Below are 18,395 nucleotides of genomic sequence, written 5' to 3' on the forward strand. Positions count from 1 at the left end.
TGACAAGCCTGGTCGCCTGACCCCAGTAACGAGTCTCTACCGAACCCGGGGCGGTTCAGGATCCCCGCCCGCGGCGAGTCTCTCGTTCTGGCCGCGTGTGTTCCCCGTTCCGGTACCCGGAGGACACCAATGCGGCTTTCGGGGCGTTGCAGGTACCGAACGCCGCATTGGGTACCTCCGAACACCACCACCCGCGCGGTGTCGCACTAAGTGGCCCGAACACTCACGACCCCGAGAGCAGGGCGCCGAATCGTTGGCACGCCGCCCGGAATTCGGCGGGTTCGTGGATGGTGAAGGCGGCGTCGAGGAAGGCGAGGTGCAGCAGCAGCCACTGCCAGGTGTCGAGCATGAGGACGGCACGCGTGCTGTCCTGGGCGAGCGGGGTGAGTTCGACGTCCTGGTGCTTGAAGGCGTCCGTCACCGCGGTCATCGGGGCGTCGATGGTCACGACGACGCGCTGCTTGTGCTTGTCGAGGCCCTGGCGGAGGTAGTCGATGCCGGTGTCGGCGGGCAGCGGGCGGGGTGCGAAGGTTTCGCCCCGCTGGTGGAGGTTGGCGACGCGGTCGGTGCGGAAGACGCGCCAGGCGCGCTTGCCGGTGTCCCAGGCGAGCAGGTACCAGCGCAGCAGCTGGTGGATCTGGCGGTGGGGCTCGACCTGGCGCGCGGTCGTGGCCCCCTTCGCGCTGGTGTAGTCGAAGGTCACCAGGCGCCGGTGGTGGATCGCGTCGGCGAGCGTGCTCAAGGTCTCGGCGCTGGTGCTGGGGGCCGGGTTCCGGCCGGTTTCCAGGCTGGCGCGCAACGCCGCCGCTCGCGGCCGGAGGCGCTTGGGCAGGTACTGGTCCACCTTGCCGTAGGCGCGGATCGCGGCATCGTCGAGGCTTCCCGCGCTGGCGCTTCCGGTCGAGGCGAGGGTGGCCAGGCCCAGGAGGGTCGCGATGGCCTCGTCGTCCTCCAGGAGGAGCGGGGGCATGGCGCTCCCGGCGGAGAGCCGGTAGTAGCCGCCTGGACCCGGCTGGGTCTCCACGGGATAGCCGTAGCCGCGGAGCCGATCGACGTCCCGTCGCAGCGTGCGCGGGCTGACGTCGAGGCGGGTCGCGAGCTCGTCGCCGGTGAACGCCCTCCCGGTCTGCAGCGCCGCCAGCAGGGCGAGGACTCGTTGCGTGACGTCGGTCATGAACGCATTGTCGCCGAAATCGCGGACATTTTCTGACCACATCTGATCGTAGTGTCGTGCCATGGCGCAGCGTTCGATCCGGATCCGGGAAGCCCGGACCAACAACCTGAAGTCCCTCGACCTCGACGTGCCCCGCGGACGGGTGGTGGTGTTCGTGGGCTTGTCCGGTTCGGGCAAGTCGTCGCTGGTGTTCGACACGATCGCCGCCGAGGCCGGTTACCAGCTCAACGAGACGTTCTCGCCGTTCATCCGGAACCGGCTGCCGAAGTGGGCCCGGCCCGAGGTCGGCCAGATCGACGGGCTCTCCCCGGTGGTGGTCATCGACCAGCGACGCATCGGCGGAAACGCCCGGTCCACGGTCGGCACGATCACGGACGCGTGGACCTACCTCAGGCTCCTGTTCTCCCGCGTGAGCACGCCGCACGTCGGCGAGTCGAACCACTTCTCCTTCAACGATCCCGCCGGTATGTGCCCCACCTGCTCCGGCCTCGGTGAGCGCGTCGTCAGCGCGGTCGACCGCTTCTTCGACCCGGACAGGTCGCTGCGGGACGGCGCCATCCTGCTGCCCGGGTTCGGCAACGGGGGTTACTGGTACTCCCAGTACGCCGATATCGGCACCTTCGACGTCGACACCCCCTTGCGCGACTGGACCCGAGCCGAGCGGGACGCGCTCCTGTTCGGTGGCGAGCACGCCGCACGCCTGGGCGCCAAGCTCCCGAAGGACTACGAAGGCATCGTCGAGCGGTTCGAACGGATCTACCTGCACACCTCGGACAACCTGTCCGACCGCAAGAAGGAAACCCTCGCCCGGTTCACCCGCTCCGACGTGTGCCCGGACTGCCACGGCGATCGGCTCAACCAGGCCGGCCGGACCGCCACGGTGCTCGGCCGCACCATCGGCGAAATGGCGCGAATGGAAATCAGCGAGCTCGCCGAACTGGTGACGAAGGTGACCGAGGCGGCGGTGCAGCCGGTCGTGGCCGCGCTGAAGGACAGGCTGGACGCCATGGTCACCATCGGGCTCGGATACCTCCACCTCGGCCGCGCCACCACGACCCTGTCCGGTGGCGAATCGCAGCGGATCAAGACCGTCAAGCACCTGGGCAGCAGCCTGATCGAGATGCTCTACGTCTTCGACGAACCCACCGTCGGCCTCCACCCGCACGACGTCTCCGCTCTGACGACCCTGCTCAAGCAGTTGCGGGACAAGGGAAACAGCGTCCTGGTCGTCGAGCACGACCCGGAGGTCATGGCCATCGCCGACCAGATCGTCGAGGTCGGACCGGGCGCCGGTGACCAGGGCGGCACACTCGTCTTCCACGGCACCTTCGCCGAACTCCACCAAGCCCGCACGCCCACCGCGGCCGCGCTGTCGCGGCAACCGCCCGGCAAGGAACACCCACGAACACCGCGCGGCTTCATCACGGTCGCGGGCGCCACCCGCAACAACCTCCAGAACGTGACCGCCGAAATACCGGCGGCGGTCCTGACCGTGCTCACCGGCGTGGCCGGCTCGGGGAAGTCCAGCCTCGCCACCGAACTCGTCGCCCAGCACGACGCCGTCGTGATCGACCAGAAACCCGTCAGCACCAACCGCCGCTCGACCCCCATCACCTACACCGGCATCGCCACTCCCATCCGGAAACTGTTCGCACGCCACAACAACGTCCCCGCGAGCCTGTTCAGCGCCAACTCCGAGGGCGCCTGCCCCGACTGCCAGGGCCTCGGCGTCATCTACACCGACCTCGCCTTCCTGGACGGCCAGGAGACGGTCTGCCAGACCTGTCAAGGACGGCGGTTCACCCCCGATGTCCTGCGCCACAAGGTCGACGGACTCTCCATCGCCGACGTCGACGACCTCACCATCACCGAAGCCATCGACCGGCTGCCCGATCCGGCGATCACCAAGGCCCTCCGCCACCTCGGCCAGGTCGGCCTCGGCTACCTGCGCCTCGGCCAGCCGCTGACCACCCTCTCCGGCGGCGAGTGCCAACGCGTCAAGATCGCCAAGGAACTCCGCGACACCACCGGCCCGACGCTCTACGTCCTGGACGAACCCACCACCGGACTCCACCTCCGCGACATCGACACCCTGCTGGGTGTCCTCGACAACCTCGTGGAACACGGCCACACGGTCGTCGTCATCGAACACAACCTGCACGTCATCCGGCAAGCCGACTGGCTCATCGACCTCGGCCCGGGCCCCGGGAAGCACGGCGGGCGGATCCTCTACCAAGGCCCCGTCGCGGACATCACCGGCACCGCCACCGCACAAGCCCTGCGCGGCGTCAGGTCCGCTGATCCCGGCGCGGCGCCGACAGCAAGCAGCGAGCGTGCTCGGCCCACGGGGCCCCGATGCCGGTGAACAGGGTGAGCGCTTCCTGGTGGTGCGTTCTCGCCCGTTCGTGCCGTCCGGCGGCGTCGAGCAGGTGGGCGAGGACGAGGAGGGCGCGGGCCTGGCCGAGGAGATGCCCGGTTTCGCGGTGGAGGGCGAGCGCGTGCCCGGCGATCGCGGCCGCCGCACCGGCCCGGTCCCGTCCACATTGGATGGTGGCGACGAGGAGCCGGGCTTCGCCCGCCAGCACGCGGAATCCGGACCGCTCGGCGAATTCCGCGACACGTCCGGCTCCAGCGAGGTCGTGGCGCGCGGCGGCCAGGCCGATGGTGGCCGTGATCTCCGCGTGGCGGGAGGTGCCCCGCGCGAGATCGCGGGCCTGGCGGTACCGGATCACCGCGTCGGCATCGTGCCCCAGCCGGCGGTGCACGGTGCCGAGCAGGTTCGTCGCGTCGGTCTCGGCGGCGCGGTCGCCCGCGTCCCGGGCGAGCGCCAGGGCGGTGTGCGCCTGCTCGAGGGCCGCGGTGTAGCGGCCGGTGTCGCAGTGCACCGCCGCCAGCCCGGTATGGGTTTCCGCCTCACCGCCGCGGTTGCCGACCTCCTGGTGCAGGGCGAGCCCCTGCTCGAAATGGGCCACGGCCTCGTCGAGCCGTCCCAGGTCGTGCCAGACCGCGCCCAGATTGGTGAGGCTGACCGCCTCACCCTGGCGGGACTCAAGTTTGCGGTTGATGGCCAGCGCCTGGGTGAAGTGCTCGAGGGCCGCGCGCAGGTCTCCCCGTTGCCGGTGGACGATGCCGAGATTGCCGAGGGTGTTGGCCTGGCCGGCCAGCCTGCCGGTGCACTGGTGGAGCGCGAGCGCGCGCCGGTGGTAGTCGACGGCCTCCGGCAGTCGCCCATCCCCCAGCTGCAGGTTGCCGAGATTGCCCAGCGCCGCCGCCTGACCGCGGGGCCAGTCGGCTCGCCGGGCGATGTCCAGCGCACGGCGGGAGAACTCCACCGCCTGCCGGAACCGGCCCTGGCGGTAGTGGGCGTCGGCGAGGCTCAGCAGGGCGACCGTCTGGGCTTGCCGATCGGCGGCTTCCTCGGCGAGCAGGAGCCCGGTTTCGGCCACCGTTATCCAGTCCACTGTGTACATGCGCAGCCAGAAGTAGCCGCGCAGGGCATCGGCGAGCTGGGCGGCCACCGGCGGTCCGCGATCGGCCGCGCGGGCGACCGCGGCGACGAGGTTCGGCCGCTCGGTGTCCAGCCAGGCCAGCGCCTCGGTGTGGTCGTCGAAGAGATCCGGGCTGGATCGGCGCTCGGTGTCGGACAGGGTGAGCCGGCGCATCTGCGGGTAGAGGATCGCCGCGGCCGCGTCGACGGTCCCCAGGTACCACTCGTAGAGCCGCTGGACCGCGCCGTCGCGTTCGGGCGCGTCGTCTTCCCGCGCACCGCGCTCGCGGGCGTAAAGCCGGAGCAGATCGTGCAGCCGGTAGCGCCCCGGCGCGTGCTCGTCGACGAGGTGCCCCGCGGTGAGCTGGGCCAGCAGCGCGCCGGTGTCGCCGGCCGGGGCGCCGGCGAGGGCCGCGGCCGCCTCCACGGTGAAGTCCGGGCCGGGGTTCGAGCCGAGCAGCCGGAACAGCCGCCGCGCGTCGGCGGGCAGGGCGCGGTAGGAGAGCCCGAAGGTGGCGCGCACCGCGCTGTGCTCGTCGCCGTCGATTTCCAGGGCGCTGAGCCGGTCACCGCCGCGCAGCCGTTCGGCGTAACCGGCGATCGGCATCCTCGGCCGGACAATGAGATGTGCGGCGGCGAGGCGCAGGGCCAGGGGCAGATGAGCGCACAACCCGGCCAGTTCGGCCGCCGCCCGCGGCTCGGCGCGGACCCGCTCGGCGCCGAGCAGCCGTTCGAGCAGCGCGCGGGCTTCCCCGGTGGTGAGCACGTCCAGCTGCAGGCTCCGCGCGCCGTCGTAAGCGATCAGGCCGCCCAGCACGCTCCGGCTGGTGACCAGGACCAGGCAGCCGGGCGCGCCGGGCAGCAGGGGGCGGATCTGATCGGGATGGGACGCGTTGTCCAGCACGACCAGCACGCGCCGGTCGGCGAGCAGGCTCCGGTAGAGCGCGGCGGCCTCTTCGAGGTTCGCCGGCACCTGGTCGGCGGGCACGCCCAGCGCGCGCAGGAACCGGGCCAGCGCCTCGATCGGCCGCATTGGCGGGGCCGGGGCATAACCGTGCAGGTTCACGAACAGCTGGCCGTCGGCGAAGCGGTCCCGCAGGCGGTGTGCCCAATGCACGGCCAGCGCCGTCTTGCCGACACCGGCCGTTCCGTCGATCGCCGAGATCACCACCGCGGCGCCGGTTTCCGCCCCCGCCGCGAGGAGATCGTCGAGCCGGTCCAGCTGGGCCTGGCGGCCGGTGAACCCGGCCACGTCGGCGGGCAGCTGCGCCGGTACGGCCGTCCCCCCGGCCACGACGACCGGACCGGAATGCGGGGACAGGGCCGCGTCGTCGTCCAGGATCGCGCGCTCGAGGGAGCGCAGCTGCGGGCCCGGTTCCAGGCCCAGTTCCGCGACGAGCACCGCCCGCCCGCGCCGATAGGTCTCCAGCGCCTCCGCGCGCCGGCCGCACCGGTAGAGCGCCAGCATCAGCGCCCCCCGCAAGCGCTCGCGCAACGGATACTCGTCCACGAGGTGGTGCAGTTCGTCGACGGTCTCGGCGTGGTGGCCGAGTTGCAACTCGGCATCCAGCCGCGCCTCCAGCGCCGACAACCGGCACTGCTCCAGCCGGGTCGCCTCCGCCGCGACGGCCGCGGTCGCCGGGACGTCCGCCAGCGCCGGTCCCCGCCAGAACGCGAGAGCCGCGCCCAGATCCCCGGACGCGGCCTCCCACCGGCCCTCGCGCGCGGCGCGCCGGCCGGATTCCGCGAGCCGCTCGAACACCGCGGAGTCGAGTTCGCCGTCCTCGAGGGCCAGCCGGTAGCCGCGGTCCTCGGTCACCAGTGCGGTGTTCGCGTTACTACCGAGCAACCGGCGCAGGCGCGCCACGTACCCCTGCACGGTGTTCAGTGCCGTTCGCGGCGGCCGGTCGCCCCAGATCTCGTCCACGATCCGGTCCGCGGAGACCACCCGACCGGCTTCGACCAGCAGGATCGCGAGCACGATGCGCTGCTGCGCGGCGCGGATCGTCGACCAGTCCGCGCCATCGCGCACCTGCAACGGTCCGAGTACCCGAAAACGCATCGGCTTCTCCGGCTACGTTTCGTCTTACCCCCAGGAAAGACGATATCGTCGCCGGTCGGCTCTCCTTACCGCCGCCAGTCGGCTGCGAATCGGGCATCCGGGGTAATACCCGGCGCTCCGATGTTTCTCGGGGGAATGCGCACGAGACCTCCACACCGAACGACGGTCCAGCCAGAAAGGTGGACCCGCGCAGGGAACGGGTCCGGCTCGAGGGTGGAACAACCCGCTGAGCCGCCGCTGAGCCGGCGCTGAGTTGGCGTGCCGTTTCATCGGGATGTCATCGGGCTCCGGGCACCGTGGGCGGTGATCGACCGGCGGCGCGCCGTCCGGGGACAGCACCGAGGAGGGCAGCCGAATGGATCGCTCCGACATCACCCGCCGACGCGAGCTCCTGGACCGAGGTCATCCACCCGTTGCGGTGCCGGGGATACGACGTGCTCGCGGTGGCCAGCCCGTTGCGCGGCCTGGCCTCCGACGCGGCCTACGTCGCCAGCGTCGTGCGCGGCCTGGACGGCCCGGTGGTCCTGGCCGGGCACTCCTACGGGGGCGCGGTGATCACGAACGCCGCCCGCGACACGGCCAACGTCCGCGGCTTGGTCTACGTCGCCGCGTTCGCCCTGGAACAGGGGAATCCCTGGCCCGGATCAGCGCGCGGTTCCCGGGCACCCGCTGGCCGACGCCATCGTGCCCCGGCCGGATCGCCGACCTCCTGCACGCCGCCGCCCAGCGCGGGTGACCGGGCGGCGAATCTTCACCGCGGCCCGGCGAGGCGGGTGTGGAGGTCCGGGTGGTCGCCGAGGGCCTCCTGCAGCCACTGCTCGACGAACGGGGCGAAGAAGTCGTGGGGCGCCTTCGTCCAGTCGAGGCGGCCGAGCGGTGGTTCCGGGTCGTACTCGAGGATGTACTGGGCCAGGCGCGCGTAGTCGGCGCCGGCCAGGCGGGTGAGCAGGTGCAGGGCCATGTCGATCCCGGCGGAGACACCGGCGGCGGTGATGACCGGGCCGTCCTCCACCCAGCGCTTGCGGACCGGGGTGGCGTCGAACGCGGTCAACCGGTCCAGCATGGACCAGTGGGTGGTCGCCTGGCGCCCCTTGAGCAGATCCGCGGCGCCGAGCACCAGGGAGCCCGTGCACACCGAACCGACGACCTCCGCCCGGCCGCCGACGTCGCGCAGGTAGCCGATCAGGGTCTCGTCGGCGAGGGCCCGCAGGGTGGGCGCCCCGCCGCCGGGAACGATCACCACGGACGGGTCCGGCACTTCGGCGAAGGTGTGGCTCGCGGTGACCCGCAGCGAGGTGTCGGTCTCCCAGGTGTCGAGCCGTTCGGCGACCACCACGGTGCGGTATCCCGGCACATCGGTGAGCACCTGCAACGGCCCCACTAGATCCAAGACCGTAAGACCCGGGTAAAGAACGAACGCAATCGTTTTCTCTTCAGCCATGCATCGCAGTCTCGCGAACGAAAACCCAGTGCTGCCAGGGGATGTCCGGAATCCTGTGAAGTACGTCCGGTGGCGGAAAGCTGACACATTCACCGATGGCGAAGGACACGATCTACCCTGTGATGCGATGCGTTCATACCTCTGGGTCGTACCCGTGCTCGCGGCGGTTGCTCTGTTCTTCTCCGCCCGAGCCATGCTGGAGGCACTCCCGGAGGCGCACATCGACCTCGAGGTCTACCGGTTCGGCGTCCAGGCCTGGTGGGAAGGCCGCGACATGTACGGCGAACTGCCCGCGGTCGTGGGCGGCACCCATCTGCCGTTCATCTATCCGCCGTTCGCCGTACTGATCCTGAGCCCGCTGGCGATCCTGCCGTGGGATGCCGCGGTGGTCACCCTGTTCGTCGTCAACTTCCTCTGCCTGGCCGCGACCCTGTACGTCGTCGCCCGGCGGGTGTGGCCGGCGGGCGGCCGCGGCGGCGCGATCGTGCTCGGTTCGGCGGGCCTGCCGATCGCGTGCCTGCTCGAGCCGGTGAGCCAGACGTTCGAATTCGGCCAGATCAGCCTGATCCTGATGGCGCTGATCGCGGTGGACTGCCTCGCCGGGCGGACCTGGTGGCCCCGCGGGCTCGGGGTGGGGCTGGCCGCGGCGATCAAACTGTTCCCCGCCGCGTTCGTCCTGTTCTTCCTCGCCCGCCGGGACTACCGGTCCGCGCTCACCGCCGCGATCACCTGGTTCGTCGCCACGGCGATCGGCTTCGTGACCGGCGCGAGCGACTCGATCCGGTACTGGTTCGGCGGTTTCGCGGGTGCGTCCGGGGTGAGCGGTACCGCATTCCGGACCAATCAGGCGATCGACGCCGTGCTGACCCGCACCGGAATGCCCGAAGGGCTGAGCAAGGTGCTGTGGATCCTGCTCGTGGCCGCACTGCTCGTCGTGGTGGCGATCGCGATCCGGCGCGGCGAACCCGCGGCGGCGCTCCTGGCCAACGCGGGATTCACCCTGCTCGCCTCGCCGACCTCCTGGTCGCACTACTGGGTCTGGGTGGTGCCGACGATGCTGGTGACCGCGGTGCAGGCGGTTCGCCGGTGGCGCGAGGGATCGCGCGCCGCCTGGGGCTGGCTGGTGGCGACCCTGGGCGCGGCCGTGCTCTTCTACCTCGCACCGTTCCGCGAACTGCCGCAGACGACCTTCCCCGAGGTGCAGCTCGACTGGACGCCCGAGCAGCAACTCCTCGGGGCGTCCTACGTGCTCGGCGGCCTCGTCCTGCTGCTGGCCTACGCCATCCCGAAACTCCGCACGAAACCCGAACCCGGCCCCCTGCCGGAACTCGGTCCGCCCAAACTGGACGCCGCCAGCCAGTGACCGCTCACCACGCCCCGGCGGGATCCGGGCCGTGCAAGGGATTCGGCACGCGGCCGCGACCGAGGTCCAGCTCGCCGCTCCGCTCGGTCTTGTCGAATCCCTTGCCCGCCAAGTGTTCCCGGTTCAACGTGACCCGCTCGACCGTCTCGGCGAGCAGTTCGCACGCGTCGAACCGGGTGGCGAGTTCGGGGTTTTCCGCGCGGAACCGGGTCACCACCTCGCGCACCAGCTCCCAGAACCGCGGCCTCGGCAGTTCGAGGTCGTCGAAGAGGATCTCGGCCCAGAACCGCAACTGCCCGGAGAACACCGACACGAACAACGACCGCGCCAGCTGCCGCGCGGGCCGTCGCGGCAGGTCCCCGGCGGCCTCGGGATCGAGCGACGCATAGCACTCGAGCTCCTCGTCGAGCAGATCGACGCTCTGCGCGAAATCCTTGATCGCCACGCGCAGCGGGCGGCCGTGGTCGTCCACGATCAGGATCAGGTTCTGGCCGTGCGGGCAGAACCCGACGCCGTACCGCAGCAGCCAGTGCAGCAGCGGCGCGAGCAGCAGGTCGAAGACGCGGGCGCACCACTGCTCGGCGGTCTGCCCGGAGCGGGCGATCAGCTCGGTGAGCACCGCGTCGCCCTCGGCGTCCAGGTAGAGCAGCGCGGCGAAGGAAAGCGCCTGCTCGCCCTCGGCCAGCCGCGTCGCGATCGGCTCCCGCCACAGCGCGCCGAGGGTTTCGTGGAACCGGCCGGGCAGTTCCCCGAGCGCGCCGAACAGCGGGTGGCGCACCGAGACGCCCGCGACCTCACCGAGCAGCTCGAACCGATATTCCTTGGACAGCAACGGATCCGCCGCGCTGACCCGGGTGAGCCAGCTGGTGATCGCGGGACCGGCGAGCGCCGCCGCCGGGGGCAGCCCCCGGTACACCTGCCGGTTCCGCACCGACACCGCGGTCTTCACGTCGTGGCGGCCCGGGCGGCTGACGTTCGCCAGCGTCCGCACGGTCTGGTGCGGGCGGTAGTGGTCGCGGCTCTGGCCGAGGTCGATCAGCACCCCGGTCGCGAGCTCCGCCGCGTACAGCGTGCCGAGGATCTCGTCGGCCTGCCACGGATGCACCGGCACCCACTGGTAGTCGGCCGGGTCGCCGCCCGCCTCGGCCACCCGCGCGGCGAACTCCGCGCGCTGCTCGGCGTCCAGTTCCCCGGCGAGCAGCACCTGTTCGGACAGCTCCTCGACGCACCGGAACTCGGCCAGCTCCCGGCGCACGGCGAACCAGCGCAGCAGGACGTCCGCGCCGGATTCGGGGGCGTACCGCTCGCGATCGCTCGCGGAGAACCCGACCCGGCCCTTGTTGAGCACCAGCCGGGGATGCCCGGTCAGGTGCCCGTCCGCCAGGTTGTAGTCCAGGGCGGCCAGCTTCGCCGCGGTGATCGGCTGCTGGAGTCGGTCGGCCTCGTTGGCGACCGTCGCGGTGAGTTCGGCGAGCACGTCGGCGAGCCGTGAACCGGTCAGGCCGAGCACACCCCGGGCGTCGGCGAGCAGGATCCGCGGATCCGTCGCGGGAACGGATTCTCCGGCTCCGGCCTGGCGCGTGGCGCTGCCGGGCGCGACCGTCCACGCGTCGAAAGCGCCCCGCCGCGCGCGGAACCGGTAGACCACGTCCCCGGGCAGCGCGAGCCGCCAGTCGCGGTACTCGCCCGGTCGCTCGTCGGTCACCGGGTCCGGTTCGAACAGACCCTCGGCCGAGAATTCGCCGAGCGCCTTGTGCGTGATCAGCGAACCGGCTTCCCGCCATGCGCTCGCCGGGTCGAGCCGGTCGTCCGGGTTGTAGGTCATCGCCGCCCCTGAAGAGATGTCTGGTCCGACGGTAGTGAACACCCACCGCACCGGCAGCGTGACGTCGCTCAGGCGCGCACTATGCTTTCCGTCACATATCCGGGCGGCGCGATCAGCCCGGCGCAGCGGCTGGTGCCGCCGCAGGGGGCCGGGCGGCGCCGGACGGTCACCACGAAGTGCTCCTCGCCCCCGCGGACCGTGACGATCCGCGCCTCGGCGCCGGGTTCGTGGCCGTCGGGTTCGGGCAGCGGTTCCTCGCGGACGGCGATCGCGTCGTCCAGGCCGCGCAGGTCGGTGTGCCGCCGCACCGCGATCTCCGCGAACTGCGCCCACGCGCTCGGGGCACTCGTCCGCCCGCGGAGTTGTTCCGGCTCCACCTGCCCGCGCAGGGCCGCCTTCGCGACCAGCCCGGCCTCGGCCGGGTTGAGCTGACCGTGCAGGTATCCGTCCGGGACGACCAGCAGGTTTCCCGCCCACCGATCGCCGCCGACGTGGCTGGTCTCCCAAGCGCGTCCGGGATGGTTGGCGCTGAGCGAGGACGCCACCGGCCGCCCGAGGACGGCGCAGCACACGTCCTTGGTGCCGTGCGTGCACACCAGGAAGAGCGGGCCGTCCACGGGTTCGCCGACGCCGCCGCGGCCGTCGGCCACCGCCCGCAGGTCGAGCGCGGCCAGTTCACCGAGGTCGCCGATCTCCAGCCGTTCGAGCCACCGGTTGCCCGGTTCGCCGCCTCCGACGAACACGGTCCGAGGTGCGCCCGGCCGCCGCTGGTGCTTGCCCGGACGGCGGATCAGCAACGGGCGCAGGCCGCGGGTGGAGCGCAGTTCCTCCAGCAGAGCCCGGTGTCCGGGCGGGAACGCCTCGGCCAGCACGGTCTCCAGCGCGTCGGCGGGCCACGGCCCCGGCTGCTCGATCAGCAGCCAGCAGCGCATATCGGCCGCCGTCCCGGCGGGATGGGCACCGAGCAGGCGCGCGACCACGGCGCAGCCCGGCAGCGTGCCGGACCGCCCTTCCTCGTCGGCGGCCTGAACGGTCATCAGACCGCCTGGTCGAACCCGGAAGTTCCGTTAGGCATGCCTAATCTTACAACGACGTTCTCAGGTCGGCAGGGAGGTACAGGTCACCCGACCGAGAGAAGTCCTTGCGCGGTCAGCTCGCCGAGCAGAGCGCGGACGGTGTCCCGATCGAGCCCGGACACACCCACCAGGTTCTTGATCGGCTGCGGCGTCCCGTCGAGCAGCGCGGTCAGCACCGGTTCGGCCGCCGCGGCGAAGACGAACCGCTTCCCGGACGCCAGCAACGTCACCGTTCCGTCGCCGCACTCGAGGACCGCGCGCGGGACGAGCGACCGCACTTCGGCCTCGTCCTCGTCGGGGAGCAGTCCGGCGGTCGCCGCCCACGGCAGCCCGATCCGCGGATGGGCCGGTGCGCCGGCGTCGCGGTCGGCGAGGAACCGGTCGACGACGTCCGGGGTCATGGCCGCTTCGAGCTCGGCGCGCAGCGCGGCGGCATGGGCCGCGCGGACCTCGGCCGGGGCGAAGCGCGGGAGGTCCTGGCGGAACCGGACGCTGGACCGGAGCTGGTCGGCCAGCCAGGTGACCAGATCGGCGCCGGTGGCCGGGCTGAACCCGACGGTCAGGTGCAAGGACAACTCCCCGAGCGAGGTGACGTCGTGCCAGTGGCCACGCGGCACGTACAGCACGTCACCGTCCTCGAGGACGAAGTCGTCGATCGGCTCGGCGGGCGGCTGCGGCGGCAGCTCCACGTCGCGGTGCAGCGGGGCGGGCCGGGTGGGACCGTGCATGCGCCAGCGCTTGCGCCCGGCGACCTGCAGGATGAACGCGTCGTGGTCGTCCCAGTGCACGTCGAACCCGTGCGTGACGCCCCACCCCAGGTACATGTTGACCTGGACGCCCTCGCGGAGCTCGTGCTCCAGCCCGCGCGCGAGGTCACCGACCGGGTCGCAGAGTTCCTGCACCGCGTCGAGCACCAGCGTCGCGCCCTCGCGCAACTGCTCGGTGAACGGCGCGGACAGCAGGCGGGGGATCATGCCCATCCGCCGCGACGGGACCATCTCGGTGTAGGTGTCCACGGGCACCGGCTGCCCGTCCAACGCGAGCCGCAGGCGCGGGAACTGCAGCCGGTGCTGCCGCAGGATCGCGTTGAGCGCGGGCCACGGCATCAGCTCCGCGAACCGGCCGCGCCGCCCCGGGAAGCGCCGGTACGTCTTGCCCTGGACCTCCGCATAAAACTGGCTGACCTCGACCGGAGCGACGAGGTCAGCCAGGGTCGGCGATTCGGGCACTCAGTCGTTGCCGTCGTTGTCGGCGACTGCTCCGTTGACCTTGCCGCGGTCGACCGCGCCGGGAAGCCGCTCGACTTCCAGCAACAGGCCACTGCCGGTTTGCTGTGCGGTGTCTACCTTTTCCTGAGCCATCCTGCCACCTTCACTCGACGACTAGACGGGACCGAAGATCGTCCTACAGCGCGTACCAGGGTAAGCCACGCACAGTGAAAAATCACTGCCCAGCAGGGAAAGCGGCACTATGAGACTAGTCCCGACGGGTTCACCCGAACGGCGGTTCTAAGGTGATCGGTATGGCTGATCATCCGCCCGCCGTCACCGCCCGGCGGTCCCCCGCCGAGCGGTGGGACGTGCTGCTGGCCATCGCCGTCGGCGGCGCGCTGGGCAGCCTCGCCCGCTACCAGCTTTCCGTGGCGTTTCCCCATGCGCGGGGCGAATTCGCGCTCTCGACGTTGCTGTGCAACGTGGTGGGTTGCCTCCTGATCGGCGTGCTGATGGCGGTGATCACCGGGGCGCCCGGCCCGCACCGGTTGCTCCGGCCGTTCCTCGGCGTCGGCGTGCTCGGCGGATTCACCACCTTCTCCACCTACGTGGTGGACGCGATCGATTCCGCGGCCACCGGGCACCCGCGGATCGCGGTGCTGTACGCGCTCGGCACGGTCGCCGCGTCGCTGGTGTCCGTGCTGCTGGGCCTGGCGCCGACCCGAGCCCTTCTCGAACGGGCGAACACGGGCAGGCAGGCGCCGTGACCGTGCTGCTGGTCGCCCTCGGCGGCGCGCTGGGCGCGGTCGCGCGGTACCTGATCGACCGGCGGGTGCAGCGCGCGAGCGATTCCGCGTTCCCGTGGGGCACGCTGACCGTGAACGTGGTGGGTTCGGCGATCCTCGGGCTGCTCGCGGGCTGGGCACTGGCCGGAGGTGAACCGGAGGCGGTGCGTTCGTTCCTCGGGATCGGGCTGTGCGGCTCGCTGACGACGTTCTCGACATTCGGCTACGAGACCGTCCGGCTGGTCACCGAACGGGCCCGCCTGTACGCGGCGGCCAACGTCGTGGTCACCGTGTTCGCCGGTTTCGGCGCCGCGGCCGGAGCCCTGGTCCTCGCCGCCGCGCTCTTCGGATAACCGTTTCCCACTGAGGTCTTGGCGCGAGTCCCGCCGCCGCGCGAGTTGCACACTCAGGCACGCGAGTTACACGTTCGGGCACGCGAGTTGCACACTCGGCCATGCGAGTTGTTCGTGTGGGACCCCGCGGGGCGCGTTCGGGGTTCCGGATGCGGTGTGTGCGGTACCCGGCGGGTTCCCGATCGCGTTGGGCGCCGGGAAGCCGACCGGTGTCGCGAGGTGGTCCCGAGTGTGTATTTCGCTTGCCTGAGTGTGTATTTCGCTTGCCTGAGTGTGGAGTTCGGTTGCCTGAGTGTGGAACTCGGCGACCGGAACAGACGACCCGCGCCAACGGGCTCCCACCTTCCGCGAGTCCCCCGTTCCGGGCTACCGAGTTCCCCGTTTCGGTAGGCGGTCAAGGTACCCAATGTGGCTTTCGGGGCGTTGAAGGTACCGAAAGCCGCATTGGCGCCCGCCAACTCCCGGAACGGGGAACTCGCGGCAGGGCCGGGACCTTGGTTGCCAGGTACCGACGCTGGACATGCTGGTCCCTACTGAGAAAACCGCATTGGGGGATCACTGGTGTCCGGGAGCGAGGGCGCGCACCTGTTCGAAGGGGTCCTCGCCGGTCGGCAGCAGGGCGATCACCGGGGTGTCCAGGCCGTTGTCCACATAGGACTGAACCCGCTCGCGGCATTCGTCCACGCTGCCGTGCACGATGAGGTCGTCGACCACCTCGTCCGGGATCACCTCGTTCGCCCGCTGCCGGTCCCCGGCCGCCCACGCCTCGTGCATCGGGGCCAGCGCCTCGCCGCGGCCGAGCCAGTCGTGGAACGCGGCGTACACCGGCACGGTGAGGTAGCTGCTGATCAGCATCCGGCCCAGGCCCCGGGCCGCGGCGGCGTCCTCGGTGGGGCAGACGAAGATCCGGGCCGCGAGTTCGGTGTCCGGGCCGATCTCGGCGCGCACCCTGGGCACGTCACCGGGCGCGAGCCAGTTGGTGATCGCGCCGTCGGCCTCCCGCGCGGCCAGCCGGAGCATGCCCGGCCGCAGCGCGGCCAGCATGATCGGCGGCGCCGGGTCCGGCGGGCGCTCCAGCCGGAACTTGCTCACCGAGAACGTCGGGTAGTCCGCGGTGACCTTCTCCCCCGCCAGCGCGGCGCGCAGGAACCGCAGCGTGTCCCGCGTCCGCGCGTACGGCTCGGTGAACTCGGCCGCGTTCCAGTTCCGCACGATCACCGGCGACGACGTGCCGAGGCCCAGGACGAACCGCCCCGGAGCCAGTTCGGCGAGGGTCGCCGCGTGCATCGCGAGCAGGCCGGGGCCGCGCGTGTAGACCGGCACGATCGCGGTGCCCAGGCGGAGTTGCGGCGCCCACTGCGAGGCGAGCAGGAGCGGCGAGAACGCGTCCGTTCCGGCGGTTTCCGCGGACCACGCGTCGGTGTACCCGAGATCCGGCAGCCGCTCGATCAGGTCCTTGTGGGCGGCCAGCGGGATCCCGGTCAGCGGGATGGTGATGCCCCATCGCTTCATGGCCAGCATACTAAGCGGTCGCTCATCCTGCCGCCAACTCCCGTTTGAGCCATTCCACTTGCCGCCGCATCAGGTTCTCGGCGACCTCCTCGGCCTGCGGGGTCATATGGGTCGTCCCGACCAGCGGGAGGAACGTGTGCGCCCGGCCCGCGGCCAGCAGCGCCGAAGACAGCCGCAGGGCGTGCGCGACGAACACGTTGTCGTCGGCGAGACCGTGCACGATGAGCAGGCTCCGGCGCAGCAGGTGCGCGTCGGCGATCAGCGAGTTCCGTTCGTATCCCTCGGGATTGTCCTGCGGCGTACCGAGATACCGCTCGGTGTAGTGGGTGTCGTAGAGGGACCAGTCGGTCACCGGCGCCCCGGCCACGGCGGCGTGGAACACGTCCGGCCGCCGCAGCACGGCGAGCGCGGACAGGTAACCGCCGTACGACCAGCCGCGGATGGCCACCCGGTCGAGATCGAGTTCGGGGTGCTCGGCGGCGACGGCGTGCAGGGCGTCCACCTGGTCGGCGAGGGTGACCTCGGCGAGTTTCCCGGCGATCTCCTTCTCCCAGGCCGGTCCCCGGCCCGGGGTGCCCCGGCCGTCCGCGACCAGCACGGCGAAGCCCTGATCGGCCAGCCACTGCGAGGTGAGGAACGCGTTGCGGCTGTGCAGGACGCGCTGCGCGTGCGGGCCGCCGTACGGATCCAGCAGCACCGGCAGTTTCCCGTCGCCGGGCCGGTAACCGCTCGGCAGCAGCAGCGCCGCGCGCAGGTCCCGCTCGCCCACGGTCAGCCAGCGCGGCTTCGGCTCGATCCCAGGGTCCACAGTGGACGAAACGATGTCCGCCACCGGCTGCCCGTCGCGCAGCACCGAGACCTTCGGCCCGCTGTGCTCGAGGCTCCACGAGGACAGCACGGCGATCTCGGCGGTGCCCGCGCCGACGTGCACTCCATCCACAGTGGACAGGCGGCGCGCCTTGCCCCCCTCGGTGCGGTACACGTGGATCTGGGTCGGGTCCTCTCCCGACGCGCTGAACAGCACCTCGGCCCCGACGTGCAGCACCGAGCGGACCTGCAAGCCTGGTTCGGTGACCGGTTCGCCGTCGATCAGCAGCCGGTAGGAGCCGTCCGCGGCGCTCACGTGCACCAACCGGCCGTCGGTCGTCCAGGCCGGGACCCCGGCCACGATCTCCACCCAGTGCGGATCGGTTTCGGTGCGCAGCTTGGTGGTCGAGCCGTCGGCGGGGTCGACCGCGTGGATCTCCAGGCGCCGCTGATCGCGCGGCTGCACGGCCAGCAGCGGCTGCCCCGCCGCCGACCAGTGCACGGCGACCAGGTACTCCCAGTCGCCCGGCTGGACGTCGACGCGGGATCCGTCCAGGCCGAGGAAGGCGAGCGAGACGTCCACGTTCGCGGCGCCCGCGGCCGGGTAGGCCACCGTGTTCACCGCGGCGGCGGGATTGGCCGGATCGGCGATGTGCCAGCGCGGCACCCGGCTCCGGTCGGTGCGTTCGACCAGCAGGGACCGCCCGTCCGGCGCCCACCAGTAGCCGCGGGCCCGGCCCATCTCCTCGGCGGCGATGAACTCCGCGAGGCCCCACGCGATGTCCTCGCCCGGCTCCTCGGCCAGCGCGCGGTCGTCGCCGGTGGCCAGGTCGACCACCCGCAGCCTGCGGTCGCGGACGTAGGCCACGTAGGTGCCGGTCGGGTTCGGCCGCGGATCGACCACCGCGGCCTCCACCAGGGTGGTGATCTCGCCGCTCGCCAGGTCCACCGTGTGCAGCTTCCCGGAAAGCGGGAACGCGGCCAGCCGGAATCCGTCGTCGACCGCGTACCCGACCACGCCGCCGGAGGTCTCCCGGCTGCGCTCCCGCCGGGCGCGCTCCTCGGGCGGCAGTTCCTCCTCGCCCGGCAGCAACCGCGCCGCGTCGACGACCTTCGATTCGGCGCCCGCGGCGAGATCGAGGGCCCACAGGCTGTTGCGACGGTCGAAACCCGACTCCGCGCGCAGGAAGAGCAGCCGGGAGCCGTCCGGGGAAACCCGGAACTCCTTGGGCGCGCCGAGGGTGAAGCGCTGGGTGCGGGCCTGCTTGCGGAGGAAGGAAAGATCGTCACTCACGGGAC

At 71.6% G+C, this 18,395-nt stretch carries 13 protein-coding genes and 1 pseudogene; 5 read left to right on the top strand and 9 right to left on the bottom strand.

Annotated features, from left to right (window positions below; genetic code table 11):
* Nucleotides 1–223 precede the first annotated feature (223 nt).
* Nucleotides 224–1,174, bottom strand: a complete 951-nt coding sequence (locus tag FXO23_RS45425; protein WP_158894311.1) for a helix-turn-helix transcriptional regulator — start codon at nt 1,172–1,174, stop codon at nt 224–226.
* A 61-nt stretch (nt 1,175–1,235) separates the two neighbouring features.
* On the opposite strand from FXO23_RS45425, the gene FXO23_RS45430 reads away from it, so the two are divergent.
* Entirely contained in the window at nt 1,236–3,539 is a 2,304-nt protein-coding gene (locus tag FXO23_RS45430; RefSeq protein WP_158894313.1) for an ATP-binding cassette domain-containing protein, read from the top strand.
* On the opposite strand, the gene FXO23_RS45435 is transcribed toward FXO23_RS45430, so the two are convergent.
* Nucleotides 3,463–6,723, bottom strand: a complete 3,261-nt coding sequence (locus tag FXO23_RS45435) for an AfsR/SARP family transcriptional regulator (protein WP_158894315.1) — start codon at nt 6,721–6,723, stop codon at nt 3,463–3,465. The genes FXO23_RS45430 and FXO23_RS45435 overlap by 77 nt on opposite strands.
* A gap of 434 nt (nt 6,724–7,157) precedes the next feature.
* On the opposite strand from FXO23_RS45435, the pseudogene FXO23_RS52840 reads away from it, so the two are divergent.
* Nucleotides 7,158–7,448 (top strand): annotated as a pseudogene (locus FXO23_RS52840) (alpha/beta fold hydrolase); the annotation flags it as partial.
* 26 nt (nt 7,449–7,474) lie between these two features.
* Here FXO23_RS52840 and FXO23_RS45445 read toward each other — a convergent pair.
* Nucleotides 7,475–8,164: a DJ-1/PfpI family protein gene (locus tag FXO23_RS45445; RefSeq protein WP_158894316.1), complete on the bottom strand. Its 690-nt coding sequence runs from the start codon at nt 8,162–8,164 to the stop codon at nt 7,475–7,477.
* 127 nt (nt 8,165–8,291) lie between these two features.
* Between FXO23_RS45445 and FXO23_RS45450 the strand changes: the two genes are divergently transcribed.
* Nucleotides 8,292–9,527 carry a glycosyltransferase 87 family protein gene (locus tag FXO23_RS45450; RefSeq protein WP_158894318.1) on the top strand — a complete coding sequence of 412 codons (1,236 nt, stop codon included), beginning with the start codon at nt 8,292–8,294 and terminating at the stop codon, nt 9,525–9,527.
* A gap of 4 nt (nt 9,528–9,531) precedes the next feature.
* Here FXO23_RS45450 and FXO23_RS45455 read toward each other — a convergent pair whose 3' ends face one another.
* The 4 genes from FXO23_RS45455 to FXO23_RS52415 form a co-directional block, all read right to left on the bottom strand.
* On the bottom strand, nt 9,532–11,352 hold the full coding sequence (locus FXO23_RS45455) for an IucA/IucC family protein (protein WP_158894321.1): 1,821 nt from the start codon (nt 11,350–11,352) through the stop codon (nt 9,532–9,534).
* Nucleotides 11,353–11,420: 68 nt separating this feature from the next.
* Nucleotides 11,421–12,389, bottom strand: a complete 969-nt coding sequence (locus tag FXO23_RS45460) for a ferredoxin family protein (RefSeq protein WP_158894324.1) — start codon at nt 12,387–12,389, stop codon at nt 11,421–11,423.
* 83 nt (nt 12,390–12,472) lie between these two features.
* The gene (locus FXO23_RS45465; protein WP_158894327.1) at nt 12,473–13,657 is read right to left on the bottom strand and encodes a cupin domain-containing protein; all 1,185 of its coding nucleotides are present in this window, start codon (nt 13,655–13,657) and stop codon (nt 12,473–12,475) included.
* Nucleotides 13,658–13,789: a hypothetical protein gene (locus FXO23_RS52415; protein WP_281356732.1), complete on the bottom strand. Its 132-nt coding sequence runs from the start codon at nt 13,787–13,789 to the stop codon at nt 13,658–13,660.
* A gap of 161 nt (nt 13,790–13,950) precedes the next feature.
* Here FXO23_RS52415 and crcB (FXO23_RS45470) point away from each other — a divergent pair, with 161 nt between their 5' ends.
* A complete protein-coding gene (gene crcB, locus FXO23_RS45470) occupies nt 13,951–14,406 on the top strand; it encodes a fluoride efflux transporter CrcB (protein WP_158894330.1) in 456 nt (151 codons plus the stop codon).
* The gene (gene crcB, locus FXO23_RS45475) at nt 14,403–14,777 is read left to right on the top strand and encodes a fluoride efflux transporter CrcB (RefSeq protein ID WP_158894333.1); all 375 of its coding nucleotides are present in this window, start codon (nt 14,403–14,405) and stop codon (nt 14,775–14,777) included. Before crcB (FXO23_RS45470) ends, crcB (FXO23_RS45475) begins: the two co-directional genes overlap by 4 nt.
* A 555-nt stretch (nt 14,778–15,332) precedes the next feature.
* Here crcB (FXO23_RS45475) and FXO23_RS45480 read toward each other — a convergent pair.
* Together FXO23_RS45480 and FXO23_RS45485 are read right to left on the bottom strand one after the other, a co-directional pair.
* Nucleotides 15,333–16,289, bottom strand: a complete 957-nt coding sequence (locus FXO23_RS45480) for an LLM class F420-dependent oxidoreductase (protein WP_158894336.1) — start codon at nt 16,287–16,289, stop codon at nt 15,333–15,335.
* Between the two features lie 22 nt (nt 16,290–16,311).
* Nucleotides 16,312–18,390 (bottom strand): S9 family peptidase, encoded by a 2,079-nt coding sequence (locus FXO23_RS45485; protein WP_158894339.1) that lies wholly within the window; start codon nt 18,388–18,390, stop codon nt 16,312–16,314.
* Nucleotides 18,391–18,395 lie beyond the last annotated feature (5 nt).

It is taken from the genome of Amycolatopsis anabasis (genome assembly GCF_009765355.1).
In the GTDB taxonomy this organism is placed as follows: Bacteria; Actinomycetota; Actinomycetes; order Mycobacteriales; family Pseudonocardiaceae; genus Amycolatopsis; species Amycolatopsis anabasis.

Coding starts and splice junctions, on each gene's coding strand:
- FXO23_RS45425 (WP_158894311.1), bottom strand. CDS start 1,174: ATGACCGACGTCACGCAACGAGTCCTCGCCCTGCTGGCGGCGCTGCAG.
- FXO23_RS45435 (WP_158894315.1), bottom strand. CDS start 6,723: ATGCGTTTTCGGGTACTCGGACCGTTGCAGGTGCGCGATGGCGCGGAC.
- FXO23_RS45480 (WP_158894336.1), bottom strand. CDS start 16,289: ATGAAGCGATGGGGCATCACCATCCCGCTGACCGGGATCCCGCTGGCC.
- FXO23_RS45450 (WP_158894318.1), top strand. CDS start 8,292: ATGCGTTCATACCTCTGGGTCGTACCCGTGCTCGCGGCGGTTGCTCTG.
- FXO23_RS45455 (WP_158894321.1), bottom strand. CDS start 11,352: ATGACCTACAACCCGGACGACCGGCTCGACCCGGCGAGCGCATGGCGG.
- FXO23_RS45445 (WP_158894316.1), bottom strand. CDS start 8,164: ATGGCTGAAGAGAAAACGATTGCGTTCGTTCTTTACCCGGGTCTTACG.
- FXO23_RS45430 (WP_158894313.1), top strand. CDS start 1,236: ATGGCGCAGCGTTCGATCCGGATCCGGGAAGCCCGGACCAACAACCTG.
- FXO23_RS45460 (WP_158894324.1), bottom strand. CDS start 12,389: ATGACCGTTCAGGCCGCCGACGAGGAAGGGCGGTCCGGCACGCTGCCG.
- FXO23_RS52415 (WP_281356732.1), bottom strand. CDS start 13,789: ATGGCTCAGGAAAAGGTAGACACCGCACAGCAAACCGGCAGTGGCCTG.
- crcB (WP_158894330.1), top strand. CDS start 13,951: ATGGCTGATCATCCGCCCGCCGTCACCGCCCGGCGGTCCCCCGCCGAG.